This is a genomic window from Arthrobacter jinronghuae (assembly GCF_025244825.1).
In the GTDB taxonomy this organism is placed as follows: Bacteria; Actinomycetota; Actinomycetes; order Actinomycetales; family Micrococcaceae; genus Arthrobacter_B; species Arthrobacter_B jinronghuae.
The window spans coordinates 2,358,652-2,372,294 of sequence record NZ_CP104263.1 but is presented as its reverse complement, the minus strand read 5'-3'; the positions used below and the strand labels follow the sequence as shown (position 1 = coordinate 2,372,294).

Genomic DNA, 13,643 nt, shown 5'->3' with positions numbered 1-13,643 from the left:
AGCGAATTTTCGCGGTCCAATCCGGAAACTCCCCTGGCTATCAACGTCAGGGACCTCGGGCGCAGCCCGGGAACGATGCGGACCTTGCATGAACATGTACCGGCACCGAAAGACTTCGGTGTTGCGCTTATCGGCGTTCCGGAAGGATCCGACCTCGAGCTCGATCTGAGGCTGGAGGCCGTGCACGAAGGGATTCTGGTATCCGGCGTAGTAATCGCCCCCGTAAAGGGCGAATGCGGCCGCTGCCTGAAGCCACTCGCGTACGACCAAGAAGTCGATGTGCAGGAACTCTTCTACTACGAGGACGCTGAGTCCTTCGAAGAAGAAGATGAAGAAGAGCAACACCGGATCGAGCGAGATGTCATCGATCTTGAGCCGGTATTGCGGGACGCAGTGGTTCTTACCATGCCGTTCCAGCCGGTGTGCCGGGAAGACTGCGAAGGCCTTTGCTCCGAATGCGGAGCGCGCCTTGAGGAGGATCCGGGTCACCACCATGAAGCAGTGGATCCTCGCTGGGCAGCCCTCGCCGGGCTGACCGGCACGGCCGCAGAAGATACTGCGGCACCAAGTACAGAGTCAGACGAGAGAGAAGAGAGTTAGCCGTGGCTGTTCCGAAGCGGAAAATGTCCCGCGCGAATACACGTGCACGCCGGTCCCAGTGGAAGGCGACCGCGCCCAACCTGGTGAAGACCGTGGAGAACGGCCGCGTCACCTATAGCCTGCCGCACCAGGCCAAGGTCGTAACCGACTCCGCCGGCACCGCGCTGTTCCTTGAATACAAGGGCCGCAAGGTCGCGGACGTCTAAGACCAGTGTTCGGCCCGGTTTTGCGCATCATTAGTGTTGTTGCGGACGGGCACGTGAATACTGCTTTTCGGGTTGTATCCAAAAAGTGAAGAATACTGAAGAGCTTATGAAGCGTCTCGGTGTCGATATCGACGCCGGGACGCTTCGTCTTGCACTCACGCACCGTTCCTACGCTTACGAGCAGGGCGGCATCCCCACGAACGAGCGCCTGGAATTCCTGGGTGACTCCATTCTGGGGTTCTCGGTAACCGATGCCCTCTACCGGGATAATCCTGATCTTTCCGAAGGCGAGCTGGCCAAGCGCCGCTCCGCCGTCGTAAGTACCCGTGCCCTCGCGGGCATTGCCCGCGGCCTGGGGCTGGGGGAGTACATCCTCCTGGGCCAGGGCGAAAAGCTGACCAACGGACGCGACAAGTCCTCCATCCTTGCGGACACCACCGAGGCAATCATCGGTGCCGTGTACCTGGATCACGGAATCGAAGCCGCGCGCCAGATGGTGATGCGCCTTGTTGGGCCGCTGCTGTCCAACGCCGAGGCGCTCGGTGCCGGTACCGACTGGAAGACCAGCATCCAGGAGATCGCTGCCGGCCGGAAAATGGGCGACATCGAATACCGGGTCTCCGGATCCGGTCCCGACCATTCCCGCAGCTTCGTAGCGGTCCTGCATATCGGCGACAAGGCCTACGGCACGGGCGTCGGCCATTCCAAGAAGGAAGCCGAGCAGGAAGCCGCCGCTGCCTCCTGGAAGATGATCAACGCCAAGGAAGCCGACTCCGCGGCTGCCGGTTCCTAGGCACTCCCGGGCATGCCTGAGCTTCCCGAAGTCGAGGTGGTCCGCCGCGGACTGGCGTCATGGGTCCGCGGCCGCACCATCACCGGCGTCGAAGTCGTGGATCCCCGTTCCGTCCGGCGCCATGCTGCAGGTCCCGAGGATCTCGTAGGCAACCTCGAAGGCGCGGTGGTGGCCGACGTCGTCCGCCGCGGCAAGTTCCTCTGGCTGCCGCTGCTCGAGTCTGCTCCTACGCCGTCTGTTCCTACGCCGGCCGACGACGTCGTACCCTCCTTTGCGCTGATGGCGCACCTCGGGATGAGTGGCCAGCTGCTGATGGAAGACTCCGCGCTTCCGGATGAAAAGCACCTGAAGGTCCGGTTCACGCTCAGTCCCGCCGTTGATGCCTCCGGTGCTGCGATGCCGGACGAGCTGCGCTTTGTGGACCAGCGCATCTTCGGGGGCGTGTTCCTCACCGACTTGATCCCGACGCCCGACGGCGCTCCCGGCGGCCTGTCCGAGACCGGACTTCCGTTCGTGGCTGCCGAGGCCGCGCATATTGCGCGCGACCCTCTGGATCCTGCGTTTTCCTTTGATGAGTTCTACCGTCGGCTGCGGCTGCGGAAGACCGGGATCAAGCGTGCCCTGCTGGACCAGGGGCTGATTTCCGGGGTCGGGAACATTTATGCCGACGAGTCCCTGTGGGCGGCACGCATGCACTTTGCCCGCGCCACGGACACCATGCGCCGGGCCGATGCGCTGCGGCTGGTCGAAGCCGCCCGGGACGTGATGACCCGTGCCTTGGCTGCAGGCGGCACCAGCTTTGATTCGCTGTACGTCAATGTGAACGGTGCCTCGGGGTACTTCTCGCGGTCCCTCAATGCTTACGGCCGTGAGGGGCTGCCCTGCCCACGGTGTGAGCAGCTGGGGCTGCACACCCTCATCCGACGGGATTCCTTTATGAACCGGTCGTCCTACAGCTGTCCTGTGTGCCAGCCTCGGCCTCGGAACGGCCGCTGGTAGTTTTCCGTTCCACGAACTGGATCGGATGTCCGTCGAAGTCCTCGACGAATGCAACCCGTAGTTTTCCGTCCAGGAACGGGTGCGGTCCTTGAAGGGGCTTTGCTCCGGCGTCGAGTGCAGCCGCGTAGGCCGCTGCGGCGTCATCCGTCCAGAGCGTGAGGCTCGCGCGGTGTCCGGCCGTGACCGGGGTGAGTCCGTGCGCTTCGGCCATCGGTCCGGGCAGTGCAAGCCCGAGTTCGAAGCCTTCCAATGACATTTCGATCTTGACGGGTGCTGTTCCTGTTCCTGTTGTGCGGAATTCTTCGTTGAAGCCGAGGGCCGCGTAGAAGCGTGCCGCCCGCGCGACGTCGGCGACGAACAGGATGACCTGCGGATTGTAGATTTTCATGGCTGTCCTCGGTTAGCGGCTTTGCTACGGATTGAGCAGGTCCCCGGCGGCAGCGAGCTTGCGGAGCTCCTCGATGTGGGCCTTGAAGGCCTTCTGCCCGGTCTTGTTCAGGGCCACCCAAGTGCGGGTGCGGCCGTTCACGGAACCCTTGCGCACGGTAACGAACCCGGCCTGTTCGAGCACCTTGACGTGTTTGCTGAGTACGGAGTCGCTGAGCTTCAGAGCGTCGCGTAGTACGCCGAATTCGGCTTCGCCCACTTCGGCCAGGATGGAACAGATCCGCAGGCGGGTGGGTACATGGATAACCTCATTGAATCCGTCGCCCATCAGCCGGCGTTCCGTAGGGCGCGCTCCAGGCGGGCGTCCATGGCCGGTCCCGCCACCAGCGTCAGGACCAATACGAGGACTGCCGCGACGTATGCAATCCATGCCCGGGAGTAGGTCGAGTAGAGCACAACTGCCGCGACGGTGATGAACGCGAACGAGGCGACGTACGTCCAGGCCAGTCCGCGGCTGCCCGGATGGGTATAGACGTCAACCACCACGCGGCCGCGGGTTTGGAGCATCGGCAGGACACTGAAGAGCACTCCGGACACCGCGATGAGGACGGACGCCCAGCCGGCTTCCTTTGAGAAGACGAGGCCGATGACGAACATCGCCATTCCTACTCCCTGAGCGGGGTAGAGCCATGCCGGTGACCGGACGTGCGGAGCCAGCGCCTGCTTGGACAGGGTGATGGATTCCAGGGCCTGGCGTGCTTCGTCGGGGGAGGGGCGGGGGCCTTGAGCGTGGGTCATGCCGAGAGCCTAGACTTTCCGCAACGGAAAGGGAAGGGTTTCCGGTGCGGAAAATCCTGGGAGTCTCCCCGGCCGTCGTCTAGAAAATTACGAAACTCTTGTAATTGTTTCGGAATTACGTAATTCTCTATCCATGACGACAGGAGACGACACCCGACTGGAGGCGTTGGAAGCACGCGTGGCAGCCCTGGAGCAACGCGCGGGAGCCGCGGAGCCGACGTCGGCCGCGGACGGGGCAGACGTGTTCTGGGCCCTCGAAGGGGTGCGGAAGCGCCATCCCGAGCCGGGAGCCGTGCTGTTCACCGGCACCGCCACTACCGCCGCCGGTGCCCACTACGAGTACCAGTACGGGTTGGAGACCGGGCATCTGCTCGACGTCGACTGGACGCAGTTCGCTGACTCCCTTGCCTCCCTCGGCCATCCCGTCCGTCTGGCTGTGCTCCACGCCGTGCTCGGCGGAACCGAGACCGTGGCAGAGCTGGTGGAGGAACTGGGTTCCGGAACCTCCGGACAGATTTACCACCACGTTCACCAGCTGACCGCCTCGGGCTGGCTCACACCGCACGCCCGGTCCCGCTACCAAATCCCGCCGGCCCGGGTCATCCCGCTGCTGGCGATTCTGACTGCTGCCTCCGGAGGTAACTGACATGTCCAAATACAGACGTATGACCGTGGCCGTCCTTGCCGCTGCAGCGGTCCTGGCCGCCGGGCTCCTTGCTGCCCCTTGGACGCCGCGCCTGTCGACGCAGGTTTCCGGGGATGCAGCACTGGCTGAGGCCGTCCGTCCCCTGCTGCAGAAACCTGCCGATGCGGTCAGCGTGGCCTACCTGGAAAACGGCGCTGTCCGGTTTGCCGGGTTCGGTGCCGACGAGCGGACGGAGTTCGAAATCGGTTCGGTGTCCAAGACATTCACCGCAGCGCTGCTCGCGGACGCCGTCGAGCGCGGCGAGGTGACGTTGGAGACCACCGTTGCCGAGATCCTGGGTCCGGAGCTGCGGGACCCGGAGGCCGAGATCGGAACCGTCACCCTGGCCGAGCTGGCCAGCCACCGGTCGGGGCTTCCCCGGCTAGCCACCGATCCGGAAGCGCTGGTCTCCCTGCTCGCCGGCACCGTCCTCCACCGCGACCCCTACACCGCCTCGCCCGCCGAGGTGCTGGAGCAGGCACAGTCTGCGTCGGTGGGCGGAAGGGGAACGATGGCCTACTCCAACCTCGGGTATGCCTTCCTCGGGCAGCTGCTCGCCAAGGCGGCCGGGATGGAATACACCGATCTGCTGGAGCAGCGGATTTTCGAGCCGCTGGGAATGAAGGACACCTACGTGCCGATGACGGCCGACAACCTGCGTGCAGGTGCTCCCACCGGCCGGAATGCAAGCGGACTGTCAGAGGGCGCCTGGACCGGCAACGGCACCGCACCGATGGGTGGGATCCGGTCTACCGCAGCGGATATGTCGCTCTATCTCCGGGCGCTGCTGGCGGGCACCGCCCCTGGTGCCGGCGCCCTGGAACCGCAGTGGGATACCGGTGAGGACGGTGAGCAGGTGGGCCTGGCATGGTTCACGCAGGTCTCATCCTCGAGTGGGCGGGCCGCGACTTGGCACAACGGCCAGACCGGAGGTTTCTCATCCATGGTGGCGATGGATCGTGAAGCTGGCACAGCCGTGCTGATCCTCTCCAATGTGGCTGTCGGGCAGGAAGAAGCTGCGTTGGCTTTGCTGAAGGAAGGTCTCTGATGACATTCAGCCTGATGTCCTGGATCCTCGGCGCTTGGCTGATGGTGACCTGTCTGTCCGTGGCGGTTCCCGTCTGGAAACGGGCGGGACAGCCTTCAGGCCCCAGTCGGCGGTCCCTGCTGGCCGGTTTGTTGGATGCGGCTTCGCTCGCGGGCCTCTTGCGGCTCGTGGTGCCGTGGACTCCCGGGTCGGTGGTCCTCTGGGTGGTGGCGATCGTCGTGCTGGCGGCGGCAGTTGCCGGAGCGGTTCTTCGCTGGCCGGAGCTGCCGGGCCGGTCACGGGGATCTGGGGCTGCGGAGGCTGCGTCGGCGGTGGAGGCGGTGTCCGGGGGTTCGAGGGGACCTGAGGGCGCGGAGCCGGAGGAATCGGAGTTGGTTCCGAAGCCCGACGTCGCCGTGTCGGAAGTGCCGGACCAATCCCGGCTGCAGCAAAGCGCCAGAGCGGAGACCGCCGCAGGGCAAGGTGCGGCCATAGAAGCCGCACAGGGGGAGCGGTCCCGGCGGACTCTCCTTCCTGTGCGGGAAAGGGCAGCCGCACCCGACACGGGGAAGTCCGATCCTGGCAACCCTGACCAAGGAAAGCCTGGCCGGAAGGCGGCGGCCGGAGAGAAGATAAAGAAGGAACCCGGAAATCTCGCGTTGGCCGGAAGCGGGGCGCTGCTGCTCGCCGTCGTCGTGATTTCTTTTCTAGCTGGTTGAGGCCGGTTTGGGCTGTAAGAGTATCGCCTGGAAAGGCCTTGTAAGCGAACTGAAAAACAGGTGGCGGAACGGGTATTTCTTCCCTAGCTCCGACGCCCGAGCCTCGATAGACTCGAACACATGTTCGAATACTCTCGACCTGCAAACCATCAGCGGACCGGCGGATTGACTGCCGACACCGCGTTGGTGAACGCGTGGGTCGAGGTATTGGGGGACCAAGCTGAGGGCCTGTCCAGCGGGGAGCACGAAGACCGCGAGCTGATTGACCGGATCCGGGCACTGGAGGAACTCAAAGCCGCGGCTTCGGCGGCACAGGCCCGGGCTGCTGCAGTGTTCGATGCCTCGCAGCGCCGGAAGCAGGCCGAGGCCGGAGTGCGGCGCGAGGACCTGGGCCGCGGTGTCGCTTCCCAGATTGCCTTGGCCCGCAGGGAGTCGCCGAGCCGAGGGGGACGACTGCTGGGGTTTGCCAAGGTACTGACGGAGGAGATGCCGTGCACCCTGCACGCGCTGACCCGCGGGAAAATCAGTGAATGGAGGGCAACGCTGCTGGTCCGTGAAACGGCTTGCCTGAGTTTGGAGGACCGGCGGCGGGTGGACGAAGAAGTGGCCGGAGATCCGGAAGTGCTTGAAACCCTGGGGGACCGGCAGATCATTTCCCGTGCCAGAGGTGCCGCCTACCGGCTGGATCCTTCAGCAGCGGTCAAGCGCGCGGCCAAAGCCGAATCGGAACGTTTTGTCTCCTGCCGTCCTGCACCGGACACCATGACCTACCTGACCGGACTTCTGCCCGTGGCCCAGGGCGTGGGTGTTTATGCGGCATTGTCCCGTGAAGCGGACCGGCTGCGTGCCTCCGGAGATTCCCGGGGCCGGGGCCAGATCATGGCGGACACCCTCGTGGAGCGCGTGACCGGACAGGCCGAGGCAGGCCGGCTGAAGGTGGAAGTTCAGCTGGTGATGACGGATCGGACGCTGTTCGGCGGAGATTCCGAGCCGGCCGTGGTCTCCGGATACGGCCCGGTGCCGGCGCAGTGGGCAAGGGACCTGGTTCGGGGAAGGCATCCGGGGCAAGACGCCGAGCAGGACAATTCTGACCGTGGAGCAGAACCCGGACAGGGCCACGGACAGATCCCGGATCGGGGCCAGCATCGTGTTGCAGGGCGGACAACGAAGCGGGACAAACAAGACGAACGCTGGCTTCGGCGTCTGTACGCAGATCCCGTTACCGGAGAACTCGTTGCAATGGATTCACGGGCACGCTTGTTTCCGACTTCGTTGGGACGGCTTATCGCGGCTCGGGACCAAACGTGTCGAATGCCGTGGTGCGGAGCGCCCATCCGGCATTTTGACCACATCCGTCCGCACCGTGACGGCGGGGAGACCAGCACCGCGAATGGGCAGGGCCTCTGCGAGGCGTGCAACCAGGCCAAGGAAGCACCTGATTGGAAGGCGCGAACGGTCGATACTCCAGGGAAGAGCGCACCGCACACCGTCGAGACCACCACCCCAACGGGGCACACCTATCGGTCTACTGCGCCGCCGCTGAATGGGGTCAGAGCTGTAGCAAGAGCCGGGGATCGGGCGGGAACCGAGACTGGAATCGAAACCGAAGATCAATCCAGCGCAGGAACACGGCCCGTCAAACGCTCAGCATCTCCAACCACGTTCCTGGAAGGCTGCATCGTCGATCTGATCTGGGCCGCGTGATGGACCCGCGTATGGGCGTTCCGGCGCTGGGAGTATTCCGGCCGGCTTGGGGGAGGGCTCTACCGGTCCGCCAGTTCCGCAAGGAGCCCGTCGGTGAAGGGAGGCCACACCTCGGCTGCCCACGGACCGAAATCGCGGTCGGTAAGGCAGACAGCAGCAGCACGAACCGCAGGATCCACCCAAAGGAAGGTTCCGGACTGGCCGAAGTGCCCGAAAGTGGCCGGCGAGCTGTTAGCGCCGGTCCAGTGCGGAGACTTCTGTGCCCGGATTTCGAAGCCGAGGCCCCAATCGTTCTCTTTCTGCCGGCCGAAACCGGGAAGCACCCCCGCGAGGCCGGGAAAGACCACCTGCGTGGCTTCCGTCAGCCGGCCCGGATCGGTGAGCGTGGGAGCCTGCAGCTCGGCAGCAAACCTGCTGAGGTCCGCTGCCGTGGAGACGGCACCGGCAGCAGGGGAGCCCTCCAGTGTTGTGGAAGACATGCCCAGCGGAACCAGCACGCCTTCCCGTAGGTATTCCCCGAAAGCCATGCCCGTGGCCTGCTCCAGTGTCTCCCCGAGTACCTCAAAACCTGCGTTGGAATACAGGCGCCGGGTGCCGGGGGTGTAGCGGACCGTGCGCTCGCCGAAGTCGTAGCCCCCGGAATGGGCCAGAAGGTGCCGGACGGTCGAACCCTCAGTGCCTGCAGGCTGATCGAGTTCCAAGGCTCCCTCATCGAGGGAAACCAGTACGGCATACGCGCTCAGCAGCTTGGTGACCGAGGCGAGTCGAAAACGGCGGTCCTGGTCACCGGCAGTGCCGAGCACCTCGCCGTCGGCGGTCACGACGGAGACAGCGGCATGGTCAACAGGCCAGGACTCGATCTTCTGCAGGCTTTTCACGGAAATCATCCTAGGAGTAGTGCCGGGCAAGCCGGGCCATGCCGTCTTCAATCGAAACTTCGGGGGTCCAGTCCAGCACTTCGCGGGTTTCGCGCTGGTCAAACCAGTGCGACGTCGAGAGCTGCTCGGCCAGGAAGCGGGTCATGGGAGGCTCATCGTGGACCAGACCCCGCCGACCGGCCACCAACCAGGCCTTCTCGATCAGGCTTCCGGCGCCGCGGGCAGCCTTGCCGGGAACGCTCCAGCCCGGTGCAGCCACTCCTGCAGCTGCACAGATACCGGCAATCAGTTCCCCTACCGGCCGCGGCTGGCCGTTCGTGACCACGAGGGCACGGCCGGCTGCGGCATCCATCCGCTCCAGTCCGCGGACAATGGCCGCCGCCGCGTTGTCGATGTACGTGGTGTCGATCAGCGCCGCACCGCCGTCCAGCAGCGGCAGGCGGCCGGACCGGGCACGGTCGATGACGCGTTCCACCAGCTGCGTGTCGCCGGGCCCCCAGACGATATGCGGCCGGATGGCAGCGACCCGGAAACCGGACGAATTCTGCGCCAGTGCAAAGAGCTCGGCCTGGGCCTTGGACGCAGCATAGAAACCGCGGGCACGGGCAGGGTCTGCAGTACCCGCACCGGCACCGGCAATCGGCTCGCCGAAGTGCGCCACGGACGGAGACGAGACGAAAACGACGTCGCGGACCCCGGCCGCCTGCGCAGCCTGCAGCAGGACCTGCGTACCCACGATGTTGGTTTCTTCGAACTCACGCCACTCGCCGGTAAAGGAGACCTTCGCCGCGAGATGGATTACTGCGTCCATCCCGTCGACGGCGCGGGCGGCCGCAGCGGGATCGGCAACGGAACCTGACACGGAATCCCTGCCGGGCCGGCCGGGACGGCGCTGGAAGGTGCGGACCTTGTGGCCCTTGGCTTCCAGCAGGTCCGCAACAGCACCGCCCAGCAGGCCGCTCGCACCGGTGACCAGGACGTTCCGGGGAGGCAGGACGGCCGAACTCATCGCCGGCCCTTGCCCAGCCGCGGCACCGGACCGCCGGCCAGCAGCCGGGAGGCCCAGTCGGCCAACGCCGTACGGTCGATCTTGGAATTGTGCCGGATATCGGTAGGCATCTGCGGCAGCACCAGTACGGCAGCCAGATCGAGCCCCACGAGCTCGGCCACGCGGGACCGCACAGCTGTGGTCAGCTCGGAAGACGCGGTCCCGGCCCGGCGGGCGGGCGGTTCCGTCTCCAGGACAGCTACGGGCACCTGGGCGCCGGCGGGTCCGACGCCGACCAGCGCCACCCTGCCCACGCCGTCGACCGTCTCGGCCGCCTGCTCGGCTGCCACCGGGGTCCGGACCCCGTCCGCGGTGGTGAGGATGTGCCCGAGGCGCCCCTCGACCCACAGCCGGCCCTCGTCGTCGAAGTGGCCGACGTCGCCGGTGCGGTGCCAGCCGTCAATGGACGAACTGTGGCTTTCCGTGATCCAGAGCCGGTCGTAGCGGTCCTTGACGTGCGGGGCGCTGACCAGGATTTCACCGGTGCGGTTCGGAACGGTCAGCGGTTTATTGCCCACCGAACCGTCCGGGAAGACTTCGGCAATGGCCACCTCGGCCCGGGACACCGGTGTGCCGACGCAGACACCGTTGCCGGCACCAGCGGCACGGATGCCCTCAAGGCTGATATCGGTGACCGGCAGTGCTTCGGTCATGCCGTACGGGGTGTGCAGGGAGGCCTTCGGCACCAGGTCCTGCACCTGCGCCAGAAGCGGCTCGGCTATCGGAGCACCGGCGGAGAGCAGCAGTTCCACCTGTGCCAGTGCGGCTCGCTGCGGAGCGTTCAGCTGGCCGGACGTGGCCAGCACGTTGGTCAGCGCCGCAGGGGAAGCGAAGATGGTGGTGGCGTCCACGGCGACGGCGGCATCGGCCAGGGCTGCCGCGGTCAGGGTGCGCGGGGAGGTGACGTCCATGTCCGGCGTCACTGATGTGGCACCCAACGCCGGACCCAGCAGAGCGAACGGCGCGAAGCCGGCCACCAGCGAGGTCCCGGCACGGAGGTTATAGGTGTCCTTGATGGCATCCCGCATGGCGGCCAACTGCCGGTGCGTGTACACCACACCCTTGGCAGGGCCAGTGGACCCGGAGGTGAACAGGACGGCGGCGTCCGCGTCGGGTTCCGCGGGGTACCACGGCGCTTCGGAACCGGATCCGTCGGCAATGAGACCCTCAACGGAGTACCGGACACCCAGCAGCCGCTTACGGGCCGGCGACAGCTCGGACACGCTGATCCGGGTTCCCGGCCAGCCCAGCGCCCGGGCACCGACCAGTGCCCGGTCGATGCCGATCAGGAACGCCGGCCCGGCGCCCTTGATGGCGCGGCCGAGTCCCTTGGTGCCCAGGCCGGCGTCGGCCACCACAATGACGGCGTTCAGGCGCAGGCACGCGTAAATCAGCGAGGTCAGTTCAATGCCCGGCGGAACCAGCAGGTTCACCCGGGTACCCGGACGCACGCCCGCTGCGGCGAGTCCCGCGGCGAGGGCATTCACCCGCTCCGCGAGCCCGGCCCAGGACAGGGTGCGCGGCCCAGCGGCCGTGCCCTCGCCTTCGCCCAGCGGTGCCATGTCGACGACGGCGGGGCTGGTGTCGCCCGCACGCTCATCCAACTCGGCAAGCATGGGGCGGAACGGTTCAGTGCGCCGGAGTGCGGAATCGGCAGGGGCTTCGACGGCGGTCTGCAGCCAGGAGAAGACGGGGGAGGCAATATCGACGTCTTCGGGGAGCAGGTGCCCGGCACCTTCGAACCGGTGCACGGAGGATTCCGGCAGCCGGTCCAGCAGGTCGCGCAGGTAGCGGTCGGAGAAGACCGGATCCTTAGGACCCCAGAGGACCAGAGAGGGAACATTGAGCCGGCGGATACCCTCGGCAACGGTGGTCAGCGCCCGCCAGCTCGGGTGGGAATCCACGGCGGGAATGTCGGCCACGAAGTTCGCAACGCCCTGTCGGCGGGCCGCCCCGCGGTACGGCAGCGCAAACGCTTCCCGTACCGGAGCAGGCAGTGCGGGCTGCGCGAGGGAATGCGTAACCCGGATAAAGGCATCAGTGCTGCGCGTGCCCCAGGGATGGACGGCCGGATGCAGGGCCAGCTTCAAGGCCGGCGGCAGCGAATACCCGGCAGGGTGCACTGCAGTGTTGGTCAGGACCACCCCGGCGAGCTGACGGCGGTGCCGCAGCGCCCAGCCCAGGGAAATCAGTCCGCCCCAGTCGTGGCCGACAGTGACCACGGGTCCGGTGATTTCCAGCGTGTCCGTGAGGTTGCCGAGGTCGGTGATCCGGTCCTCCAGCCGGCGGAAGGCACCGGTACGTTCGGAGAAGCCCATGTCCAACTGGTCAACGGCCACCACGCGCCACGGCTTGTCGGCGGACGCGCCGGCAGCCAGCAGGGTGCGCCAGAGGTAGGACCAGGTGGGGTTGCCGTGCACACACAGCAGGGTCCCGGCCGGTTCGACGCCGGCGGCGGCCAGATCGGGTCCGTTATCGAGGATGTGCCACTTGCGGACGGTGCCCGCGACGTCGACGGCGGCGGTGGAGGGAACGTGGACAAACGTGGACCAGGCGGCGGAAACGCCCGGCCAAAGCTCCTCTACCACGCAATCTCCATCATGGTCGTGTTCAGTCCGGAGCCCACGCCCATGCACAGCACGCGGTCGCCGGGGTTCAGCGAACGGGATTCCTGGGCCAGGGTCATCGGCAGGGACGCAGGCCCCACGTTGCCCCAGTTCGGGAACGTGATCGGCACCTTTTTCCGGTCCAGGTCCACGGCCTTGATGATGGCGTTGGTGTAGGAGTTGGACACCTGGTGGGTGACGTAGCGGTCCATGCCGGACCAGTCCCAGCCGTTGCCGTGGGCTTCATGCCAGGCGTCCACCACGAGTTCCAGGCCGCCGTCCAGCAGGCCCTTGGTGTCGGTGTACATGCCGTCGATGCCGCCCACGCACAGCTCGTGGTGCTGGGTGCCGGCACGCGAAACGCCGCCGAGGATGCGGTGCGAGCCGGGGTGTCGGTCCGCCCGGCCGATCACGGCCGCCGCGGCACCGGAGCCGAGCGTGAGGGTCGCGAATTCGCGCAGGTAGTCGTCACGGGTGGAATCCGGGGCGTTCAGCCGCTCGAAGGTGGCTTCCTGCACGCCCTGGGAGTCCTCGCCGGCCACAATCAGGGCATAGTTGATCTGCCCGGAGTCGATCATGTTGGACGCCAAAGTGATGCCGTTGACGAAGCCCAGGCAGGCGTTGGCAAGGTCGAAGTTCATCGCGGAGGAAGGCAGCCCCAGGCCGTTATGGATCTTCACGGCCACGGACGGCTCCAGGTTCCGTCGGGTGACCGAGGTGTTGATGAGCAGCCCGATTTCGGATGCCTCGACGCCGGCTTCGGCCAGGGCCTTGGCACCTGCCTCGGTGGCGCCGTCGTCGAACGCGGTGCCGGGAGCCCACCAGCGCCGTTCACTCACGCCTGCCACCCGCTCGAGCAGGCGCTTGGAAAGCCGCAGCCGTTTGAGCGACGGCTCGAGGCGCCCGTCGAATTCACTGGAACTCATAACCACTGGAGCTTCAACGCTGTTCACGCTGAGGATGGCCGAGTTGGAGTGCTGGAAGTTGAAGTTCCCGGTCAAAATGCCTGCCTTGTCTGCTGCTGAACCTATCGCGCTGGCGGCCGCCGTGAAGCCTGCATCCACGCCCTAAAATCATATGACTCTTGTAGAAGCCTACTTACCGGCCCCGCGATTCCGCAGGCAAAAGCCCGATTACGCTCTCCGAGTAGAGCGGAATTTTGACGCTAACCGCGTAGATTTAAGGAATCAACC

General features: G+C 66.0%; 15 protein-coding genes. 8 read left to right on the top strand and 7 right to left on the bottom strand.

Going from position 1 to position 13,643, the window contains the following annotated elements; genetic code table 11:
• Positions 1–33: 33 nt before the first annotated feature.
• The 4 genes from N2K98_RS11150 (at position 34) to mutM (ending at position 2,598) form a co-directional block, all read left to right on the top strand.
• Complete coding sequence (locus N2K98_RS11150; protein ID WP_255797453.1) at positions 34–600, top strand: YceD family protein; 567 nt, start codon at positions 34–36, stop codon at positions 598–600.
• A gap of 2 nt (positions 601–602) precedes the next feature.
• On the top strand, positions 603–806 hold the full coding sequence (gene rpmF, locus N2K98_RS11145; RefSeq protein ID WP_146364453.1) for a 50S ribosomal protein L32: 204 nt from the start codon (positions 603–605) through the stop codon (positions 804–806).
• 85 nt (positions 807–891) lie between these two features.
• Positions 892–1,599, top strand: coding sequence for a ribonuclease III (gene rnc / locus N2K98_RS11140; RefSeq protein ID WP_227923609.1), 708 nt, complete (start codon positions 892–894; stop codon positions 1,597–1,599).
• Positions 1,600–1,611: 12 nt separating this feature from the next.
• Positions 1,612–2,598 carry a bifunctional DNA-formamidopyrimidine glycosylase/DNA-(apurinic or apyrimidinic site) lyase gene (gene mutM, locus N2K98_RS11135; protein ID WP_255865857.1) on the top strand — a complete coding sequence of 329 codons (987 nt, stop codon included), beginning with the start codon at positions 1,612–1,614 and terminating at the stop codon, positions 2,596–2,598.
• On the opposite strand, the gene N2K98_RS11130 is transcribed toward mutM, so the two are convergent.
• Genes N2K98_RS11130 through N2K98_RS11120 form a run of 3 tightly spaced genes read right to left on the bottom strand, consistent with a single transcriptional unit; the run spans position 2,534 to position 3,783 of the window.
• Positions 2,534–2,986: a VOC family protein gene (locus N2K98_RS11130; RefSeq protein WP_255865856.1), complete on the bottom strand. Its 453-nt coding sequence runs from the start codon at positions 2,984–2,986 to the stop codon at positions 2,534–2,536. The two genes, mutM and N2K98_RS11130, sit on opposite strands and share 65 nt — an antisense overlap.
• 24 nt (positions 2,987–3,010) lie before the next feature.
• The gene (locus tag N2K98_RS11125) at positions 3,011–3,313 is read right to left on the bottom strand and encodes a transcriptional regulator (RefSeq protein WP_255865855.1); all 303 of its coding nucleotides are present in this window, start codon (positions 3,311–3,313) and stop codon (positions 3,011–3,013) included.
• The gene (locus N2K98_RS11120) at positions 3,313–3,783 is read right to left on the bottom strand and encodes a hypothetical protein (protein ID WP_255865853.1); all 471 of its coding nucleotides are present in this window, start codon (positions 3,781–3,783) and stop codon (positions 3,313–3,315) included. The genes N2K98_RS11125 and N2K98_RS11120 overlap by 1 nt, the downstream gene beginning before the upstream one ends.
• Before the next feature lie 133 nt (positions 3,784–3,916).
• On the opposite strand from N2K98_RS11120, the gene N2K98_RS11115 reads away from it, so the two are divergent.
• The 4 genes from N2K98_RS11115 to N2K98_RS11100 all read left to right on the top strand — a co-directional run bounded on the left by N2K98_RS11115 (position 3,917) and on the right by N2K98_RS11100 (position 7,918).
• Positions 3,917–4,429 carry a winged helix-turn-helix domain-containing protein gene (locus N2K98_RS11115; RefSeq protein ID WP_255865852.1) on the top strand — a complete coding sequence of 171 codons (513 nt, stop codon included), beginning with the start codon at positions 3,917–3,919 and terminating at the stop codon, positions 4,427–4,429.
• Position 4,430: 1 nt separating this feature from the next.
• Positions 4,431–5,516, top strand: coding sequence for a serine hydrolase domain-containing protein (locus N2K98_RS11110; protein ID WP_255865850.1), 1,086 nt, complete (start codon positions 4,431–4,433; stop codon positions 5,514–5,516).
• Positions 5,516–6,214 (top strand): hypothetical protein, encoded by a 699-nt coding sequence (locus N2K98_RS11105; protein WP_255865849.1) that lies wholly within the window; start codon positions 5,516–5,518, stop codon positions 6,212–6,214. The genes N2K98_RS11110 and N2K98_RS11105 overlap by 1 nt, the downstream gene beginning before the upstream one ends.
• A gap of 120 nt (positions 6,215–6,334) precedes the next feature.
• The gene (locus tag N2K98_RS11100; protein WP_255865848.1) at positions 6,335–7,918 is read left to right on the top strand and encodes an HNH endonuclease; all 1,584 of its coding nucleotides are present in this window, start codon (positions 6,335–6,337) and stop codon (positions 7,916–7,918) included.
• A 59-nt stretch (positions 7,919–7,977) separates the two neighbouring features.
• On the opposite strand, the gene N2K98_RS11095 is transcribed toward N2K98_RS11100, so the two are convergent.
• The 4 genes from N2K98_RS11095 to N2K98_RS11080 are packed head-to-tail and all read right to left on the bottom strand — an operon-like array spanning position 7,978 to position 13,451.
• On the bottom strand, positions 7,978–8,796 hold the full coding sequence (locus N2K98_RS11095) for a serine hydrolase domain-containing protein (protein WP_308219829.1): 819 nt from the start codon (positions 8,794–8,796) through the stop codon (positions 7,978–7,980).
• A 10-nt stretch (positions 8,797–8,806) separates the two neighbouring features.
• Positions 8,807–9,805 carry an NAD-dependent epimerase/dehydratase family protein gene (locus tag N2K98_RS11090; RefSeq protein ID WP_255865846.1) on the bottom strand — a complete coding sequence of 333 codons (999 nt, stop codon included), beginning with the start codon at positions 9,803–9,805 and terminating at the stop codon, positions 8,807–8,809.
• Entirely contained in the window at positions 9,802–12,432 is a 2,631-nt protein-coding gene (locus N2K98_RS11085) for an alpha/beta fold hydrolase (protein ID WP_255865845.1), read from the bottom strand. Before N2K98_RS11085 ends, N2K98_RS11090 begins: the two co-directional genes overlap by 4 nt.
• Positions 12,426–13,451 (bottom strand): 3-oxoacyl-ACP synthase III, encoded by a 1,026-nt coding sequence (locus N2K98_RS11080; RefSeq protein ID WP_229951615.1) that lies wholly within the window; start codon positions 13,449–13,451, stop codon positions 12,426–12,428. The genes N2K98_RS11085 and N2K98_RS11080 overlap by 7 nt, the downstream gene beginning before the upstream one ends.
• Positions 13,452–13,643: the final 192 nt, after the last annotated feature.

Coding starts and splice junctions, on each gene's coding strand:
- N2K98_RS11130 (WP_255865856.1), bottom strand. CDS start 2,986: ATGAAAATCTACAATCCGCAGGTCATCCTGTTCGTCGCCGACGTCGCG.
- N2K98_RS11105 (WP_255865849.1), top strand. CDS start 5,516: ATGACATTCAGCCTGATGTCCTGGATCCTCGGCGCTTGGCTGATGGTG.
- N2K98_RS11120 (WP_255865853.1), bottom strand. CDS start 3,783: ATGACCCACGCTCAAGGCCCCCGCCCCTCCCCCGACGAAGCACGCCAG.
- N2K98_RS11115 (WP_255865852.1), top strand. CDS start 3,917: ATGACGACAGGAGACGACACCCGACTGGAGGCGTTGGAAGCACGCGTG.
- N2K98_RS11100 (WP_255865848.1), top strand. CDS start 6,335: ATGTTCGAATACTCTCGACCTGCAAACCATCAGCGGACCGGCGGATTG.
- N2K98_RS11090 (WP_255865846.1), bottom strand. CDS start 9,805: ATGAGTTCGGCCGTCCTGCCTCCCCGGAACGTCCTGGTCACCGGTGCG.
- N2K98_RS11110 (WP_255865850.1), top strand. CDS start 4,431: ATGTCCAAATACAGACGTATGACCGTGGCCGTCCTTGCCGCTGCAGCG.
- N2K98_RS11125 (WP_255865855.1), bottom strand. CDS start 3,313: ATGGGCGACGGATTCAATGAGGTTATCCATGTACCCACCCGCCTGCGG.
- mutM (WP_255865857.1), top strand. CDS start 1,612: ATGCCTGAGCTTCCCGAAGTCGAGGTGGTCCGCCGCGGACTGGCGTCA.